At 59.2% G+C, this 17,967-nt stretch carries 12 protein-coding genes and 1 tRNA gene; 5 read left to right on the top strand and 8 right to left on the bottom strand.

Annotated elements, in window-relative coordinates; genetic code table 11:
* Window positions 1-9 precede the first annotated feature (9 nt).
* The 4 genes from ACR0EZ_RS05125 to ACR0EZ_RS05110 form a co-directional block, all read right to left on the bottom strand.
* Window positions 10-339 (bottom strand): hypothetical protein, encoded by a 330-nt coding sequence (locus tag ACR0EZ_RS05125; protein ID WP_480611550.1) that lies wholly within the window; start codon window positions 337-339, stop codon window positions 10-12.
* A gap of 123 nt (window positions 340-462) precedes the next feature.
* Window positions 463-2,196 carry a dynamin family protein gene (locus tag ACR0EZ_RS05120; RefSeq protein WP_480611549.1) on the bottom strand — a complete coding sequence of 578 codons (1,734 nt, stop codon included), beginning with the start codon at window positions 2,194-2,196 and terminating at the stop codon, window positions 463-465.
* A gap of 8 nt (window positions 2,197-2,204) precedes the next feature.
* On the bottom strand, window positions 2,205-4,217 hold the full coding sequence (locus tag ACR0EZ_RS05115) for a dynamin family protein (RefSeq protein WP_480611548.1): 2,013 nt from the start codon (window positions 4,215-4,217) through the stop codon (window positions 2,205-2,207).
* A gap of 5 nt (window positions 4,218-4,222) precedes the next feature.
* Window positions 4,223-4,816 carry a hypothetical protein gene (locus ACR0EZ_RS05110; protein WP_480611547.1) on the bottom strand — a complete coding sequence of 198 codons (594 nt, stop codon included), beginning with the start codon at window positions 4,814-4,816 and terminating at the stop codon, window positions 4,223-4,225.
* 329 nt (window positions 4,817-5,145) lie between these two features.
* On the opposite strand from ACR0EZ_RS05110, the gene ACR0EZ_RS05105 reads away from it, so the two are divergent.
* Window positions 5,146-5,230: transfer RNA gene (locus tag ACR0EZ_RS05105), tRNA-Leu, on the top strand.
* A 522-nt stretch (window positions 5,231-5,752) separates the two neighbouring features.
* Window positions 5,753-6,778 (top strand): IS30 family transposase, encoded by a 1,026-nt coding sequence (locus ACR0EZ_RS05100; protein WP_480611546.1) that lies wholly within the window; start codon window positions 5,753-5,755, stop codon window positions 6,776-6,778.
* 10 nt (window positions 6,779-6,788) lie between these two features.
* Here the strand turns inward: ACR0EZ_RS05100 and ACR0EZ_RS05095 are convergent, their stop codons facing one another.
* From ACR0EZ_RS05095 to ACR0EZ_RS05085, 3 genes are all read right to left on the bottom strand, one after another.
* Window positions 6,789-8,195, bottom strand: coding sequence for a pyridoxal phosphate-dependent decarboxylase family protein (locus tag ACR0EZ_RS05095; RefSeq protein ID WP_480611545.1), 1,407 nt, complete (start codon window positions 8,193-8,195; stop codon window positions 6,789-6,791).
* A 258-nt stretch (window positions 8,196-8,453) separates the two neighbouring features.
* A complete protein-coding gene (locus ACR0EZ_RS05090; protein WP_480611544.1) occupies window positions 8,454-8,987 on the bottom strand; it encodes an extensin-like domain-containing protein in 534 nt (177 codons plus the stop codon).
* Window positions 8,988-9,245: 258 nt separating this feature from the next.
* Entirely contained in the window at window positions 9,246-9,656 is a 411-nt protein-coding gene (locus tag ACR0EZ_RS05085; protein WP_480611543.1) for a hypothetical protein, read from the bottom strand.
* Between the two features lie 162 nt (window positions 9,657-9,818).
* Here ACR0EZ_RS05085 and ACR0EZ_RS05080 point away from each other — a divergent pair, with 162 nt between their 5' ends.
* The gene (locus ACR0EZ_RS05080; protein ID WP_480611542.1) at window positions 9,819-11,255 is read left to right on the top strand and encodes an aminotransferase class V-fold PLP-dependent enzyme; all 1,437 of its coding nucleotides are present in this window, start codon (window positions 9,819-9,821) and stop codon (window positions 11,253-11,255) included.
* 95 nt (window positions 11,256-11,350) lie between these two features.
* A complete protein-coding gene (locus tag ACR0EZ_RS05075) occupies window positions 11,351-11,803 on the top strand; it encodes an Lrp/AsnC family transcriptional regulator (RefSeq protein WP_480611541.1) in 453 nt (150 codons plus the stop codon).
* Between the two features lie 31 nt (window positions 11,804-11,834).
* On the opposite strand, the gene ACR0EZ_RS05070 is transcribed toward ACR0EZ_RS05075, so the two are convergent.
* A complete protein-coding gene (locus tag ACR0EZ_RS05070) occupies window positions 11,835-13,886 on the bottom strand; it encodes a dockerin type I domain-containing protein (RefSeq protein ID WP_480611540.1) in 2,052 nt (683 codons plus the stop codon).
* Window positions 13,887-14,112: 226 nt separating this feature from the next.
* Here ACR0EZ_RS05070 and ACR0EZ_RS05065 point away from each other — a divergent pair, with 226 nt between their 5' ends.
* Window positions 14,113-17,934, top strand: a complete 3,822-nt coding sequence (locus ACR0EZ_RS05065) for a beta strand repeat-containing protein (RefSeq protein ID WP_480611539.1) — start codon at window positions 14,113-14,115, stop codon at window positions 17,932-17,934.
* Window positions 17,935-17,967 lie beyond the last annotated feature (33 nt).

The following is a 17,967-nucleotide window of genomic DNA, read 5'->3' as shown; positions in this document are numbered from 1 at the left end:
TGGTCCCGATCAGACTGCTGCCGCGACCGGCCCCAGACTGAGATGCGATTTTGTTAGTGCCAGCCCGACATTTGCGCTGCTGTTGCAGATGTAGCAGACCACATGGTCCGGATACGCCTGCGTTCGCAGGAAAATGTGCAGATGGTCTTTTGAAAACACCGCGATTTCCCCAAATCCCGGATTGTCCACCTCTTCCGTACCGGCCTGACGCAAGAGCGCCTCAAAGGCCCTCACGCCGCGCCCCTGAAACAGATTGGCGGCAGCGATGGCCAATGTATCCAGAACCTCTGCATTTTTGGGATCGGATGCGCTGGTGCCCAGCACCATCCCCGTTTCCATGTCAATATACCCGGCTGCAATGCAGTCGGGTATGGTTTCAATTGCAGAGGTCAATGCGGCCTGTATCGACATTTAAACCTTTGTTTTCCCTTTCAATTGCCCATTGGGTTGATTCGGACACCGCTACAACACATGCCATTCCGCCCCGCTGTTCTCACTTGTTTTGGGCATCGATTGCAATGTCTCTTTTTCCTGGCGTACGCCCTGTTCACTGACGATCTGGTCGAACTCGGCCAGAAAAGCCTGAAACACCGATTTGAGCCCTTCGACATCGTCGGGCAGTTCGTCGTCTTTGACAACTTCCTGCCACATGGCCCACGCGCTGAGCGGAGCGCCCGCAGACCCGTCCGCCAGATCATCAAGACCAACGGCTTCGGGCTGCGAATCCACGCGGATTTCGACAATGCCGCTTGTTTCCGGCTCGGGCTCATATTCTTCGGCATCGCTGTCGGGTTGCTCGGCCATCAGCGCGGTAATCGAAGAAACTGAAACTTCGATGCTGCGGTCCTTTGGCTCTTCGTACTCTGTGGGCTCATCCTCAGCATCTGGCGTGTCGGCCAGTGCGGAACTCAGAGATGTCAGAACATCGTCGGACGCGTCCGTTTCTTCCGTCTGCGGCGTATCCGGGTCATCGCTTTCGGCGGCAATGCCTTCTTCGATCTCCTCATCCGTTTCGAACTCATCAATCAGTTCGAATTCGTCAAAGTCGGTTGCATCTGCCGCCAGGCTGGTCAGGTCCAGCGGATCGTTGGACGTGTCGCGGAAAAAGGCGCGCAGTTCCTCGTCATCGGTGTCCTGACCGGTTGCGGCAGGGTCCTTTACCGGCACCATTTCCGCCCGCAGCCGCTCGGCCTCTTCCGCGTCGATCCGGGCCCGGTCGGTATCCTCCGACCGCCGCTCTACCCGGGCAGGGCGCACCGGGAAGCTGGTGACGACGGCGCTGTCCTTGCCTTCATCCTCCGGGGCGTCAGCTACCGGGTTAACCAGTTTCAGAGGCTCGGCTTCTTTTGTCCCCTGATCGGTTTCCGAAAATTCAGATTTTCTTTCAGGGCGCAGAGGCTGGATTTTAGGTAAATCCGACAGGCCCTTGTCGATCTGGTATCGGGCCAGCTGGTCGGCCCGGGTGTCCATGATCTGCTCGGTAATCTCAAGAAAACTGTCGATCATCTTGCCGCCACCACTGCGCGCCCACAGATCGGCATCGCCGGTTTTGTCGCGCGCGGTGATTGCGTCACGGGCCGAAAACAGGATCGAACGATTGAACAGATGACCGGCCTCGCGATTGACGCGGCGCAGGACCTTTTGCCGGTCTTTCGCTCCCAGCGCATCGGCGCGGGTGACAAGCAGCAGTGAATTGCTTTGCAAGCGCTCCGGCAGCGCAACCCAGGTCGCACGTTCCGTTTCGCGCCAGGCTTGCGTTGCATGGGTACACCACAGAACGCCATTTGCCTGCCCGACGGCCCGTTGCCAGACATCCGAGGAAATCTTGGGGTCCGAAATACCTGGCGTGTCGATCAGGTCGACGGCCTCGAGAATATCGGCTTCAAGGAATATGCGCACAAACTGCGCATCGTCCACGCCAACCGTCTCAAGCTCATCCAGCGAGATGTTCTGCGTGCTGCCATCATGTCGTTTCACATAGGCGGACTGATTGCCCCAGCTAAACCAGATCGGAGGAAGCTGCGTCGCCGTCACTTGTGTCGGCAGCGCCTTCTTGCGCAGCAGAAAGTTCATCAGCGTGGATTTCCCGGCGCTGAATTCTCCCATAAGCGCGAAGACCGGTTTGCGGCGGGACCAATGCTCGATACGTTCCCATGCCTTGGGTGAAACGAAGCGTGTTTGTGAATCTTTTGCCATTTTTCTACTTATGCCGCTTCGTTGCTTAGGTCTTTCAGGATGTCGCCAAGGATTTCATCCTTCGATTTCTTGGGCTGCAGCCCTGCCATCAGGGCCGGGTTCTGTGCCGCATCCGTCTCGGCCGAGGCCGAGATGCTCAGCAGCGTCTCTTTCTGCTCGCGCATGAAATCCGACAGGATCGCCCGGACGTTTTCCAGCACTGCCGCGACCTGATTTTCCTCGATATCCTTGGTGATCGAGTTCGCTTCAGAGGCGATCAGCCGGGTGTAATCGGCGGCGTAAGCCTCGAACCCCTTGCGCCGTTGCCACCACCGTCGCCACCACGTGCTCTGCAGGTCCAGCGCGATGGTCCGGCCAATGCCCAAGGGCGGCGGAACCCGCGGCACAATGGGCGCTTCGATGCTGAATTCACCCAGATGGTTGCCGAGGATTTTGTGATACAGCGCCTCGACATCCGCCGCGGCGGCAGAATACAGCGTCCCTGCTTCCTTGCGCATCGAACGGGCAAAGCTGAAATATGCGGCCTTTTGCAGGGTGCGCAACCCAGCAGGATCATATTGCCACGTTCCTTGCTCGCCATTCTGTTCCAGATGCGAAATCAACGAATCCGTCGCGCGTTTGACAAAATTGGCCTCAGCCGAATTCAGCCGTTCCAGAACCTTGTCGCGCAGCTTCACGGTCAGGTCTGCCGCCTTCTTTTCATACTCGGCGGTCACGGTGGCAATCGCCTCATCCGGCGAAACCCCGTCCAAATCGCGCATCACGCCATCCCCGTCGGACAGGTTCTTGGCCACGGCTGTGGCGCGGATCTGGCTGGCGATGTTGCGCGCGCGGTGGCGTACACGATCCAACAGCCGCGAACCCGCGCCTTCGGCAATGCGTTCGTTCATCGCAAGCAGCAGGTCCGGCAGGCCGGACAAGGCCCAAATCTTGTCAAGCGAGGGCGCCTGATCACCAAAACCCGCCGCCAGATAGAACGTGTTCAACGCCTGACGCGATTCCTCGGTCAGAATGTCCGGATTGCCGGTCAGCGCGGCCTCGGCCCACTGAGCGCTGCCGAACACAACGCTGGTATTGGCGTCGATATTGTTCTGTTTCAGTGTGTCCTGAATCCGGTCACGAATTTCCGGCACCTGATTGACCGGGTCGGACAATTCATCGATGCGGTTCACGAACAGGATGATCTGCCTGTTTTCAAACTGCGAGATGATCCGCATCAGCGCCATGTCCATGGTGGTCAGCGCCTGGCTTGCGGCCAGTACGACGATACACACCTCGGACCCGCGCAGGCTGCGCAGCGTGATCTGCTCGCGCACCATGAAGGTATCGTTCACGCCGGGCGTATCGCAAAGCTTCAGCGAGATCGGGTATTGCGGAATGTCCATGAACAGTTCCGCCGATTTCGTCACATCGGCAAAACGGCCTGTCTTGGGGTCGATATCCGGATCGTCCTCGTCGCCCAGACAGACATAGCGCTGGATCAGTTCCTCGTCGAAATAGTCATACTGGTGGCTCTGGCCCAGGATCAAGTCGAAATGCTTGCCCAGCCGTTCCTCGGATTTGGCCTTCATTTCATTGATCTGGCGGCGAATATCGTCCATCTCATCATCGGCACCGGCCCGGTTGGCCAGTTCCCCCAGACGGCCGCCGCCCACCATCAGATTGTCCCATTCTTCCTGTTCAAAGAACGTGAACTTGGACTTTGTGTCGCCCGGCGTGCGGGTGTTGATATTCAGCGTCGTGACCACGGATGTCCACGGGTTGACGTCGGACGGCAACAGGGCAGGGCGGCCCGCCAGGATGTTGATGATTGAGGATTTCCCGGCCTTGACCTGACCGACCATCGTGACGCTCGCGGTGAAATTCTCCATCCGCGTTTTCAATGTGGCCAGCCGCGCCGAAGACCGCGCGTCCGCCACCTCTGTCAATTGGTCGATCTGTGCCGTCAGCGAGGACATCGCCGACGTCATCGGGGCCAAAGCCTCGTTGCCTACAGACAAAAGGTGGTCGTTTCGCGCCATAATGGTCAGCCTCCGGTTCCGGTCGCTGCAATCGCGGGCCGGTGCGGGGGCCGCCCGGCGGGACTGCTGGTATGTGTGTCGATGCGCGCAATCAGATCCAGCGCATTCCCAAGAATTTCAGCTTCGGCCCGGGGCGAGATGCTTTCATAGGCCTGGGCATCCGCCAGAACCTCGATCGAGCTAAAGCGGTCGCCATTCTCGAGGCTCGCAACATGGCGGCCCGTGGGAAAGCCCTCGGACTTTACAGCAGGCAGCGGCATACGCGCATTGGCAAGAAGGTAGTGCTGGCCGGAATGGGTACGCAGCGAAATGCCGAACCCGGTATTCGGATAATCCCGGTTCAGGGTTTTGAGTTCACCTAGAAAACTTTCGCGAGCAAAGAAGATAGCATCTTGCTCAGGGGCAGCGGAGTTGTTCAGATCGGTCACGGCAGAAAACCTTGTACTGGAGTTGAGCGAAAAACTCGTACGGGCGCCAAAGTGGCAAAAAAGACTCATTAACTCCTGACGACAAACAAGACCCTTCAAGGCGGTGTTAATTTGACGTGAATAAGATTTTTTGGCGTTTGAAATGTGGCGGGAATGTGGAGGTGTGCTCACAGGAACGCCTCAACCCTTGCGTGTTTGAGGTGTTCTGTTGGCGGGTTGGTATGCAGAGCGGATTGGCCCGTCCGGTCGCGTGTACAGCCATGGAACAGCGGCTATAGCCGCTTTGTTTGAAGGGATAACTCTCGTGCCGAGCTGGCAAAAGTCCGAGGCGCGTTTCCCGATTGAAGAACCCATTGGTCTGAACAACCCGATGTGCCTGGTCGGCTGACCAGCTTCTTTCGACGCCGGATCACAAACTTGGCCGTTGGCCGATTTTCCCTCTCGCACTCAGGATCAAGCTTTGTTATCAGCTCGTCATTCCGGCACTTTGGTGCCCGGTTGCGGGTGTGGCGAAATTGGTAGACGCACCAGATTTAGGTTCTGGCGCCGCAAGGCGTGGGGGTTCAAGTCCCTCCACCCGCACCAATTATCTATTGATTTCATTAAACAAATTTTGTTTCAGGCAGTTTTGACCCCACTTTGGCCCCTACCTTATCAAGCGCTTGAGGGCTTAAATAGAGCGTCGATTTCGGCCACGGAATACACCGTCGCGCACCTTCATAGGCGAAATGGGGCTTGATGAGATTCGCTTTCACCATCCCGTAGAACTTGTTCCGACCGAAGGGCTAGCGGGCAGGTTTTATCGCCTGGGTGCCGGTCACGAACTTGACCTCGTCCGTGATGATTTGTGTCCGCGGCTTGGTCATCCGGTTCCCTCCAACAGAGCAGCCTCGCTACGGACTTTCAGCCGCGCCGTGGAAGAACTGGCGAACGTTTGTCTGTTTCATACAAAGGATAGTGAACGCGATTACGGTATGCCAAGGAAATACACCCCACGGTTTTCAACATAATCAGTATTATGCGACGCATCGCTCACAGATGGTGCCGCTACTTCCAAGTGCGACTCCTATTAGAAACCAATGGGTTATCTAATGAGGAGATCATGTCATGGGGACAGTGTATTCGCAACTCAGCATCGAAGAGCGCCGTAGAATTGAGCGCTGGAGGCACGCGAAGGTTCCGGTTCGGGAGATGGCACGTGTGTTGAAGCGCTCGAAAGCCACCATCCATCGAGAGATCAAGCGGAACTTCTTCTCGGATCCTTGTCTGCCGAAATGTGATGGCTACTACGGCGCGTCTGCGCATCGGAAAGCTGCGGATCGGCGCGCCCGGCAACGTAAACTGATCCGCCATCCCGAGTTGCGCAAGCGTGTCGTCGAGCGGCTAAAGAATGGCTGGACGCCTGAGCAGATCGGCAACCGAATGATCTATGAAGGCGCAAAGCTGCGCGTCTGTCAGGAAACGATCTACCGCTACATCTATTCCAGAGAAGGCATGGCCGACGAGCTCTGGTGGTATCTGCCCGAGCATCGAATGTATCGTCGGCCACGCCGCGCCAGAAAGCGTCTTCCGTCTAAATTTGATCGGGACGTTAGCATTCTGTTTCGCCCGGATGACGTGGCGCATCGACGTCAGTTTGGTCACTGGGAGGGAGATTTGATGCTGTTCAAACAGGCTCTTGGCCAGTCAAATGTCACGTCACTGGTCGAACGCGTCAGCCGGTTCACGGTGCTGCTGAAGAACCCGAACAAGCGCACCAAGCCCGTGATGGGCAAGATCATGAAGGCGGTGCGCGATTTGCCCCATCTGGCACGGAAATCCATCACCTTCGACCGCGGCACCGAGTTTGTCTCGTGGCCCCATTTGCAGGCCGAGATCGGAACGCAAACGTGGTTCTGCGGCCCATCTTCTCCATGGCAAAAAGGAACTGTCGAAAACACCAATCGCAGGGTCAGGCGCTGGCTTCCCCGTAAGCGCGACATCACGGCGGTCTCAGATCATGACTTGAAAATGATCTGTGACCGCCTCAACGCGACACCCAGAAAATGCCTGGGATGGAAGACACCCGCCGAGGTGTTCCGGGAAAAGATGCTGGAAGAAATGGGCCGAGCCCCCTACCCTCAAAGGCAATAGGAGTCGCAGTTCAGGTATCGCTCACAATCTTCTCCCACACATCGCGGATGACATCGGCTGCCATCAGCACATCATCGCGGGTGGTATCGAACTGCCCGACCTGAAACCGGATAATCTTGCGCCCGTCGAACATGCCTTGGGTCAGATAGATCCGGCCGTCTTCGTTCAGCGTATCCACCAAGTGTTGCTGCTTCGCATCGTCGCCGGGGCAGCGGAATGCAAACAGGCTGAGGATCGGGCCGGTGATGATTTCGAACCCCTCCATCTTCCCGATCTCCTGTGCAAGTTCCTGCGCCCAGGCCACGTGGTTTCGGATGCGTGCGCGCAGCCCGTCCACCCCGTAAGAGCGCAGAAGGAACCAGATTTTCAGGGCCCGGAAGCGGCGACCCAAGGGGATGGTCCATTCCGAGTAATTCGTCACTTCGGCACCGGTTGTCTTCAGGTATTCCGGTTCGATCTTCAGTGTATTCAGTTGAGGCGCCGCGTCCCGCAGGAACTGAATGGCGCAATCGAACTGAGCGCCCAGCCATTTATGCGGGTTGAAGACAATGCTGTCATAGCGGTCTGCGCCCGACCAAAGAGCCTCGCGAAATTCGGGGCAGATCATGGCGGAACCGGCCCATGCGGCATCCAGATGCGTATAGAGGTCGTGTTTCGCCGCGATATCCGCGACGGCGTTCAGATCATCGCAGGCCCCTACCCCCGTACCACCCGTGATCGCAATGATACCTGCCGGGATATGACCGCCGGTCAGGTCTGCCTGAATGGCAGCCTCCAGCGCGGTGGGGTCGATTGCGAAAGTCGCGCCATGGGTGGGCAATTTGACCAGATTGTTCTGGCCGATCCCGGCAACCCAGCAAGCGCGGTCGATCGACGAATGCACTTGATCCGAGCAATAGATACGCAGCGCGCCTTTGGTATTCAGGCCATCGCGGTTTCCGGTAAAGCCGGTGGCGCGTTCGCGCATTGTCAGTACGGCCGACAAAGTGGCCGAGGACGCGCTGTCCTGTATGACCCCGGTCATGCCATCCGGCAGGCCAAGCGCCTGACGCAGCCAGTCAACCATGACACCCTCGACCTCGGTCGCTGCGGGTGAGGTCTGCCACAACATGCATTGCGCCGCGATGGTGGTCACCAGCATCTCGGCCAGCATGGAGGGCGGCGCGGCGTTGGCCGGGAAATAGGCGAAGAACCTGGGATGCTGCCAATGGGTCATACCCGGCATCACGATCCGTTCGAAATCGGCCAGAATTGCATCCATCGGCTGGCCGGTCTCCGGGGGCGCGCTGTCGAGTTGCGGTCCGATCTGACCCGGTGCGGTTTGCGCCCGAACGGGCCGGTCTGCCAGTGACTTATGATAATCCGCAGCCCATTTCGAGATGTGCTGGCCCCAATGTGAAAACTCGTCCCAATCCATCAGTCACCTTCTTTCTGCGGCAGGCATTCCAGATGTCCGGAAATACTCCAGCCCGGCGGAATCACCCGGCCCACCGCAACATGGCGCAGATTCCGGGGGAGGATCAATCAACTCTGTCCCTACGGCGCAATATCGGGCGAAGCTGCCGGTGACATGTCGTTCTGCGCGGTGCTGGTGCGCCCCTCAGCGATTACCGCTGACGGTCCCTGATCGGGGTCGACTGTTTGGCAATCCGAGCGAGCGAGACTCGACGTTCGGTCAGCGACAGACAGACCCGCTGCTGCGTCGTGCCGTGTCGAAGTGAAAATGGCCTTTGTGAAACTGGTCCGCCTCGGGGCCGAGCACGGTTCCAAACAGTTCGCAGGCACCACTGTGAAGGTCACGCAGCACATTGGCAGTGCTTTCGGCATCCCAGCCGTCGCGGACCGTAATCAGCGTGCCGTCCTGCAGGACAAAGGCAGAAATATCGATCGCCCGCCCCCGTGCGTGTTCAGACAGGCGCGCCCGGGGCTGGTTGTTCTGCGTCTTGCACGAGTAGTGCCCGGCCAGGCGCATCCCCTTCAATCCACCCCCCTGCCCGGCAAAGGCCGGTTTGGCCGTATTTTCGATCCACGTCTTGAAGGTTACTGCCGTTTCGCAATCCATCAGCGCAAGCTGACTGAAAAAGATGTCCGAGATCACACGGACCTGAACCGGGTCGGCTATGCCGCAGCCCGGGTGTTTTTCGGAAATCGGCTTGCGTGTTTCGCCCAGAATCGTCCAGTCCCCGCACAAAGCGCCGCGATCCCGCATTCTTTCGCGCCCAAGTTCAAAATTGCGAAATTTGCAGGGCCTTACCTGCGGCCTTGGTGAGGTCAAAACCTCAGGCCCGCGTGTGACCCCTGTTTTTACGATGATCTCGTCGGAGGCCGCCCCGAGAACGGGCGCAGTTGCCACAAGGTTCGAAGACGGTGCCTCAGCACAATCCGGCGTGGCGACGACCGGAGACGCGCTAAGCAGGAACATCGCAACCAGTATCCGCATCAGATCACCGCGTTTTTGGCCAATCCCTCACGGGCGGCAAAACGGCACGTTGCAGGTCAGGTCACGCGCAAAGCGTACGGATTTGCCGTTGATTTCGATGATAAATGCCGATGCGGCGAACCACCATCTGCCCTCCCCCACGCCCGGCTGCGAGGCGTCGCAGCTGTTGCCAAGGTAGTAGGTCGCACCGTTGGCCGTTTTCACGACCGCCCCGTGCTGATTGCAGGAGATGGTGACGTCCGAGGAACTGTTGTTCTCGGTCGCGCTGGCGGAGGCTGCAAACATTGAAATCGCGCAGACCGCCCCGAGGTATTTTCTGATCATCAAATCGTACTCCTTTACACCAAAACCTTCAAAAAAAGCTGCAAACAGAACGTTTGGATTGATGGAAGCACTCTCGGCTCGACCTTTCAACCGTTTATCGCGCCTTAAGGGCATGGCGTCCGGCAGATGTTGGCCCCGGAAGGGCGCGAAAGAGTATTTTCACCAATGAACCACGACTTGCTCGTTCAAAATACTCAAACAGAGTGACAATAGCGCAAAGATTGGGTCACTTTTCTGCCGGACTGTACATAGATTCTCTTTCAAAGGAGAATCCCAATGTCGTTGTCTGATTTCCGCCAATCCCTGCAATCCTGTGATCTGGTACGCGATCTGCGTGACGGCGTGATCGGCGACGGGGTTTCGATTCCGGGTCTGTTTGGGGACGTTTCGCTTGTCTATGCTGACTACGTGGCTTCCGGTCGCGCACTGGCTCAGGTCGAGGATTACATCCGGGACAAGGTGCTGCCCTTCTATGCCAACAGCCATACCGAGGCGTCTTATTGCGGCGCCTACATGACACGGCTGCGCGCAGAGGCTCGTGCAGAAATCGCGCGGCTCACCAATGCCGAAGGCTGCAGCGTGATCTTCGCAGGTTCGGGCGCGACCGCTGGTCTGAACCGTCTGGTTCCCTTGTTTGGCGTCAATGAAGCCCAGAAGGCTGTGGTTTTTGTCGGCCCCTATGAGCACCATTCAAACCTGTTGCCATGGCGCGAATCCAACGCCGAGGTGGTCGAGATTCCCGAGGCCGCAACCGGCGGCCCGGATATGGACGTGCTTGAGGCTGCTTTGAAAGACCATGCAGATGCGGTTGTGAAGATCGGCAGTTTCTCCGCCGCCTCCAACGTGACCGGCATTGTCACGCAGCCCGATGAGGTGACCCGGCTGCTCAAATCGTACGGCGCGCTGGCGGTCTGGGATTACGCCGGCGGCGGGCCCTACCTGCCAGTCGATATGAACCCGGCCCCCGACGCGCAAATGGATGCAGTAGTCGTCTCGCCACACAAGTTTCCCGGCGGGCCGGGCGGCAGCGGAGTGCTGATCGTGCGCGACGCGGCGGTGTGCCGGGAAACCCCATCCTGGCCCGGCGGCGGCACCGTTACGTTCGTTTCGCCCTGGAGCCATTGCTACACCTCGAACATCGCCGCCCGGGAAGAGGCAGGTACGCCCAACGTTGTCGGCGACATCCGCGCCGCGCTCGCCTTTATCGTCAAGGACGAGATCGGGCAGGCCTTCATTTCGGCGCGCGAGGCCGAGATGAACAAGATGGCCATTCAGGCATGGTCGCAGAACCCGCAGCTGACGCTGCTGGGAACAGAGCATCCAGACCGGCTTCCCATTTTCTCATTCCGGGTCACCCGCGCCTACGGGTCTCCGTTCCATCACCAGCTGTTCACCCGGATGCTCAGCGATGTATACGGCATCCAGACCCGGGGCGGCTGCGCCTGCGCCGGTCCCTATGCGCACCGGCTGCTGGGCATCGACCGTCCACATTCCGATGCGCTGTTCAACGACCTGAATGCGGGCAAGGAGTTGCTGAAACCCGGCTGGGTCCGCCTGAATTTCAGCTATTTGATGGATGACAGCAAAGCGCGCTACATCATCAACAGCGTGAATGACCTGACAACGCGTTTGGAGGAGTTGGAACCGCACTACACAGCCGACCCGGCCACCGCGCGGTTCACCATCGCCTCGGACGCATTGGAGGTCGCCTGAGTGCGCATAACCGACCGTGCCTGTTCTTCCCATACATGCGAAAACCCTCTAAGTTTTTCAAAATGATGGGTCAATTGAACGGGAAACTCGCGAAAATGGATAGAAAAGACTTAAGGATTATCGAGGAACTGCAAAAAGACAGCTCCTTGTCGCAGCGTGAGTTGGCCGAACGGGTCAACCTGTCGCAGAACGCGTGCTGGCGGCGTTTGCAGAAGCTGAATGAGAGCGGCATCATTGTCGGCTCTACCGTAGTTCTGAACCGCGAAAAGCTGGGGCTGGGGCTGGTCGTTTTCATGATGGTCAAAACCCGACATCATTCCGCCGATTGGCTGGATGAATTCCGCCGGGCGGTTCTGCTCATCCCGGACGTTATCGACTTTTTTCGGATCGGAGGGGATTACGATTACATGATCAAGGTCATTACCGAGGATATGAACACATACGATCAGGTCTATCAGCGCCTGATTTCGACGGTCGAGCTGGATGCTGTAACCTCTTATTTCTCGATGGAAGCGATTGCCGAGCAGAGGCCTTTGAAAATTTCGTGACGGTTGGGTCCGTCTGGACTTTATGCACGGTTCAGACGGCCTCGAGATTGCCCAAGAGGATCGACGTCATATCCGCGGAAATCACGCCGTCCACAGCCACAACATCCATACCCGTTTCGTAAACCACATTGTTGCTCGTGATCCCGGACAGATCAGCGTTGGCGTCCAGAAACACCCATTCCGCCTCGTTCGGCGTGGGCTGGCCGACCGCCACCTGCAGGATCGCCAAAGCGTCCAGCGCATTAATTGTCCCGTCTTGATTGATATCGGCAGCAATCAGATTCTCGGGCTCTGCACTGCCCCAGGTCGGATCAAGCCCGACCGCAAGGCGCAGAACCTGCAGCGCATCAAGGGCGGTGATTTCGCCGCTGGCGGTGGAGTAGGTTTTGACGATCTCCAACTCTCCGGGGAATGTTCCGTCCGGCAGGTCCAGATCGAACTGACCGGTGCTGTCCGCCGTCGCCACCACAGTCCCACCGCCGTCCGGGGTAAAGCGAATCTCGGCATCCGAAAACCCCGGATTGGCGGTTTCCGAATTGACGGTAACATCGCCCTGTATGCCGCCGGAACTGTCCGGGTCCAGCCCGCCGAAATCTCCGAAATCCACCGGAATGTGATCGGGGCCACCAAAGCCGGGTCCGAATATTTCGGCGCTGGTCAGCCCGCCTCCGGCTGCCGAGTGGACCTGAACGGTCTGGCCGCGATATTCGATATCGGCCCCCTGCGCGGTCGTCGTAAAGGTCAGTTGGGACGGCGTCCGCAACAGCATGAAGTCGAACATATCCAGCCGGTCGACTCCGACCTCGAAATCGGAAATCGTTGTGGGGTCGCTTCCCCATTGCATGACAAAGATATCGGCCCCTGCCCCGCCGGTCATGGTGGTTGCCCCGGTGCCTGCGATCAGAATATCGTCACCGGCCCCGCCCAACAGAGTGGAACTCAGCACGCCACCCGTCAGCATATCATCAAGGGCCGTGCCATTGACGGTGCCAAACCCTTCGCGCACCACGCCCAGATCCGCGACCGAGGTGGTGAGTTGCGTCAGCCCTGCGTCCTGTAGTGACGCGGCAAAGATCTGCAACTCATCGCCAACATGGGCGACGCTCAGCGACTGGATGTTTTGCAGGCCGGTCGCCAGCGTATCCTCAAAACTGTCCAGGTGGATCAACTGGCCATCGGGCGTCAGGGTGAACAGGGTTACGCCCCCGTCCGCTCCACCGGCGACGACAAAGGCGCGTCCATCCACTTCGACGACCGCCATGTCCTGCACCGATTCGAACCGGGTAAAACGGGTATCCAGAACGTGGTCGGTGGGGCTGAGGCTGCCGTTGCTGCCCAGCTTCATGACGCTGATCGAATGAGAATCCGACCCTGCCACGATCACCCAGGACTGGCCGTACACTTCGACCACCTCCAACGCGGTGGGCGTGGCAATGCCCAATGTAGACGTGGCCGCGCTGTTGTCGATTGCGCTGAGCGTGCCCGTTCCCTGATCCAAATGATAGGTCGAAATCGCGTTGCCAGCGGCATCTGACGCGATCACGAAGTGCCCAGACCCGGCCTGCACCGTCTGGATGGAATTAGCCTGCCCCGCCACCAGCTCTGCCAGGCTGAGCGTCCCGTCACTGTTGACAAAATAGGTCCCGATCTGGCCGGTATCCTCATGCGCAACGGCCAGAATATTTGTGGTATCCAGTGAAATCTGGACAAGGGCCGGGATATCTCCGCCCCCTGTCAGGGTTCCGGTTTCCCGCAGGCTGCCGACCGAGCCGTCAGCGTTCAGCCCATAACTGACCAACCCCGTCGCCGTGTCCACATCCAGCACAAGATGTTCGGTTCCCGCCAGCGTGACCGGCGTTGCAGTTCGGCCCACCTGAAGGGTGATCGTCCCCCCGTAATATTCGGTATCCACAAGCTGCGGCAGGTTGCCCTCGACCAGTCGCCAGACGGCGACGCCACCGAGCGGGCCCGAGACTGAATACAGATACGTGTCCCCGTTAAGCGTTTTTAAAGCCGTATCGCCGATACCTGAATCGAACGCCGCGCTCGCCGTTGCAGCCACACTTTCGAACCGAAGCCTCATACCCGTCACCCCCTATGCCTCCCCTGGCACTAAAAACAGGATGATCCGATGCCAAGGCCAAAACCAAAACGGAAATGTGGTGAAAAAAAGGAGTTCGGTTTCGGTTTAACTCAAATTTTTTCTGGTCCGATCGCAGCAATCGTCAGACGGCAAGACAGATGAACAGAACCTTGACCGGGCAGCCCGCCCCCACCGGCAGATTGCAACAACCAAATGTGAGGGAAAGATGACTAAAGCACCCGATTCCAACACCCGTCCGGCCGCAGATCATCCGGATACGGAACACAAGCACAACGTCCGCAATTGGATTGACGGCAAACTGCGCCGCTGCTCCGGACGCGGGATTGCCGGCGGGCTCGGGTCCATGCTGACCGCTTTGCCCGCGCTGTCTCAGGCCACGATTGAAGAGCTTTATGCCTTTCAGTTCGCCGAAGCCATTCCGGGGGTGCGGTCCGTCAAGATGCTCAAGAACGGCGACGTGCTTCTGAAAATGGCGGACGGCCGCACGATGATCGTGGCAGCCGAGAATGTGCAGGTCCTCGAGGGCGGCGCAATCATGATTGCCGAGGAAGTGGTCGGTGAAATTGCACAGCTCAGCGTCGCCGAAGCCGGCGGTGCCGCAGCTGCGACCAGCGGCATCAGCAGTGTTGGCGCGGCCTTGGGTGGTGTCGGACTGGCCGGGGCGGCAGCCGCTGGCGCAGGTGGCGGCGGCGGTGGCGGGTCCGACGACCCCGAGCCCGCGCCCACCTTCCCCGGTCTTAACCTTGCGCAGGTGCAGTCTGCCGCTTTGAACAGCAGCAGCACAAACTCGACCGCGCCCGAAGGCACTTCGACCGTCGAAGTGAAAATCGGATCGCTGGTCAAAACGGTGGAGCCCAATGAAGACGGAACGTGGAGCCTGTCTCTGACAGCGGCTGAGGCCGGTAGTCTGCCGCAGGGTGTAACCACTGTGACGATCCGAAACCTGGACGAGTCGGGTCAGGAGATTTCGGTTGAGACTGTTGAATTCGACATCGACACGGTGCCTCCCACCCTGTCGATCACCGGATTTTCGGATGGGGTCGTCTTGAACTCTGCCGAACAGACCACCGATCTGACCGTCTCGGGCACCACAAATGCCGAGGACGGACAAAACGTTACGGTAACGGTCAATGGCCAAACCTATTCCGGTACCGTCGCGGGCGGACAGTGGAGCGTGACCGTCCCTGCCGCCGATCTGTCCTCTCTGACGGATGGCTCCACTGTCTCTGTCACCGCAGATGTGTCCGACAGCGCGGGCAATCCGGCCGCACAGGCCACCAGCAGCTTCGACACCGATTTCACCGCCCCCACTGTGACACTCGACCCGGTCGCAGGTGGTTCGATCGATCTTTTGGATGTGGGCAGCGATCTGAGCCTGTCCGGGACCACAACAGCCGAGGACGGGCAGATGGTGACCGTCGTGTTCAACGGCCAGACCTATACCGCCGCCGCCAGCGGCGGTAGTTGGAGCGTCACGGTTCCCAGCGCCGATCTGGCCAGCCTGACAAACGGATCGCCCGTCGCCATAGGCGTGAGCGTCACCGACCCGGCAGGCAACCCGGCGCTTCCGGTTTCGGTTGCGGTGCCTGTCGACCTGACCGGCCCATCGATCACGATCGCACCTCTGTCCGTCGGCGCCGTGATCAACGCGGCCGAGGTCGGGTCGGACCTGTCAATCACCGGATCAACTGCCAATGTTGGCGATGGCCAGCAAGTCACCGTCACATTGGATGGCCAGACTTACACCAGCACCGTTTCCGGAGGCAGTTGGAGCGTTACCGTCCCCGCTCTGGACCTCGGCGCGCTGGCCGATGGTGGCACCTTCACCGTCACCGCCGATGTGTCGGACAGCGACGGGCTTGCCGCGCCCCAGGCCAGTGTTCCGGTGGCAAAAGACATCAGCGCGCCAAGCTTGAGCATCGACAGTTTCTCGAACGGCTCTGTGCTGAACGCGGCCGAGCAAGGAACCGATCTGGTCATTTCCGGTTCAACCACTGCCGAAGATGGGCAGATCGTGACTGTTTCCATGAACGGCCAGACTTACACGGGCACCGCCACAGGCGGAGCCTGGAGTACCACCGTCCCTGCCGCAGACCTCGCGGCCTTGTCGGACGGAGCGACCATTGCCGTCACCGCAGACGTCTCTGACGCGGCGGGCAACGCGGCCCCTCAGGCCAACGGCAGTTTTGACACTGACTTTACCCCTCCGACCGTCGCAATCACGAGCCTGTCCGACGGGGCGGTCATGAATGCAGCCGAACAGGGCACAGACCTGACCGTTTCCGGAACAACCGACGCAGCTGACGGCACTCTGATCGCGGTTCAAATCGAAAGGTCGGACGGAACCGTCGATGTCAGCGGGACGGCGACCGTTTCCGGCGGAGCCTGGACCTTTACCGCAACCGCCTCGGACCTGAGCGGACTGGCTAACGCCGAAACCTACCGCGTTGCCGCCTCGGTCTCGGATGCGGCTGGCAACAGCAATCAGGATACCGCTGCCTTCGCGACCGATTTCGCGGCGCCAGTTGTCACCGTGAACCCGCTTTCGGTCGGGGCTGTGCTGGACGTGGCTGAAAAAGATGTCGATCTCGACATCTCGGGAACCACCACAGCAGAAGATGGGCAGACCGTTTCGGTCACGCTTGGCGGCCAGACCTACACAGCAGCTGCGTCGGGCGGCGTGTGGACTACTACGGTGCCGGCGGCAGATTTGGGAGCTCTGGCAGACGCGACGACCTTCAACCTTACCGCCACGGTGAGCGACGCGGCGGGGAATACAACCAGTGCGACTCCAACATCCATCACGACCGATTTCCGCCCTGTTCTCAGCCTGGATTCTATCGGCTCGAATGGCGCGGTGTCATTGGCGGATGCGCAGGGTACCGGCGTCGTGGTCAGCGGTTCCTCCGCCGGGCTGGTTGCGGGACAGGCCGTCGACGTGCTGCTGAACGGGTCTTCTGCAGGCACCGCGACAGTGGCAGCGGACGGCTCTTGGTCAGTGACTGTTCCAGCATCGGAGTTTTCCGGGACTCAGGCGGGCGACGACCTGAATTTCACCGCTCAGGCAACCGTGTCCGGCGGGGCCGATCCCGCTCCGGTGTCCGGTGACGTCACGGCTCATGTCCCCGCTGCCTATGTGCTGACCGAAGTCGGGCGCAGTGGATCGACGGTCACATTCGCCATCCACGCGGACGAGGACCGTGACATCTCGAGCGGTCTGGCCATGACTGCGGAACTGCAGTTCGACTCTGCGGTTGCCACGTTCGACATAGGATCAGACGCGGAAAACGGCGAATTTGATCTGTTCCTGGCGAACCCGGGCGTCGGTGATACCATCAACTTCGCCGGGGCTGCGACCACGTTCACTGATCTGTCTCAACCCTTGGTCACCTTCACCATGACGGTTCAGGACCCCAACCAGCCAATCGAGTTGACACTCACAACGCCCGACGGTGGCCCAACCGTTTTTGTCCTGGGAACGGACGGCGAAGACACGCTGTCTGCTGTGGATACAGACACATTTATCCGCGGTGGCGATGGTGACGATACCATTGATGTTACCGAAGCGGGCCGGGACGTCGTCGTGTTCGAAGCGAGCCCGACAGATAATGGCGTTGATACCATCACCGGCTTCACCCTCGGCACTGCGACAGAGGTCTCGGACGCCTTGCTGTTCAGCGGGCTGAATGTCTCAACCCTGCGCGGGAACGGCACGGATATGGAACTTATGACGGTCGGCGCCGCGCTTGGAATGGACACCGGATTTGTTGGTCTGACCACGGTTCTGTCAGACCTCAACCAGGGCACACTTGAAACCGCGGTTGAAAGCTTCGCCGGCGCGCAGTCCGGAGACGAACTCTATCTGCTTGCAACGGATGGAACGGACAGTGTGCTGGTCAAGGTCGACTACTCCGCGTCGGATACGGCTTTGGTTGAAACAGTCGCGGTGTTTGATGGCCTCGCTGATCTGAGCGGTTTGACCGCGGACAACATCCTTCACACCGACCCAACAGGGGCCTCGGCCTGAGCCGACAAACCTACTGTTGCTAGATTCAGGTTT

It is taken from the genome of Ruegeria sp. AK4 (genome assembly GCF_056541025.1).
The sequence above is the reverse complement of the archived record's forward strand: the minus strand, read 5'-3'. Positions and strand labels throughout refer to the sequence as shown.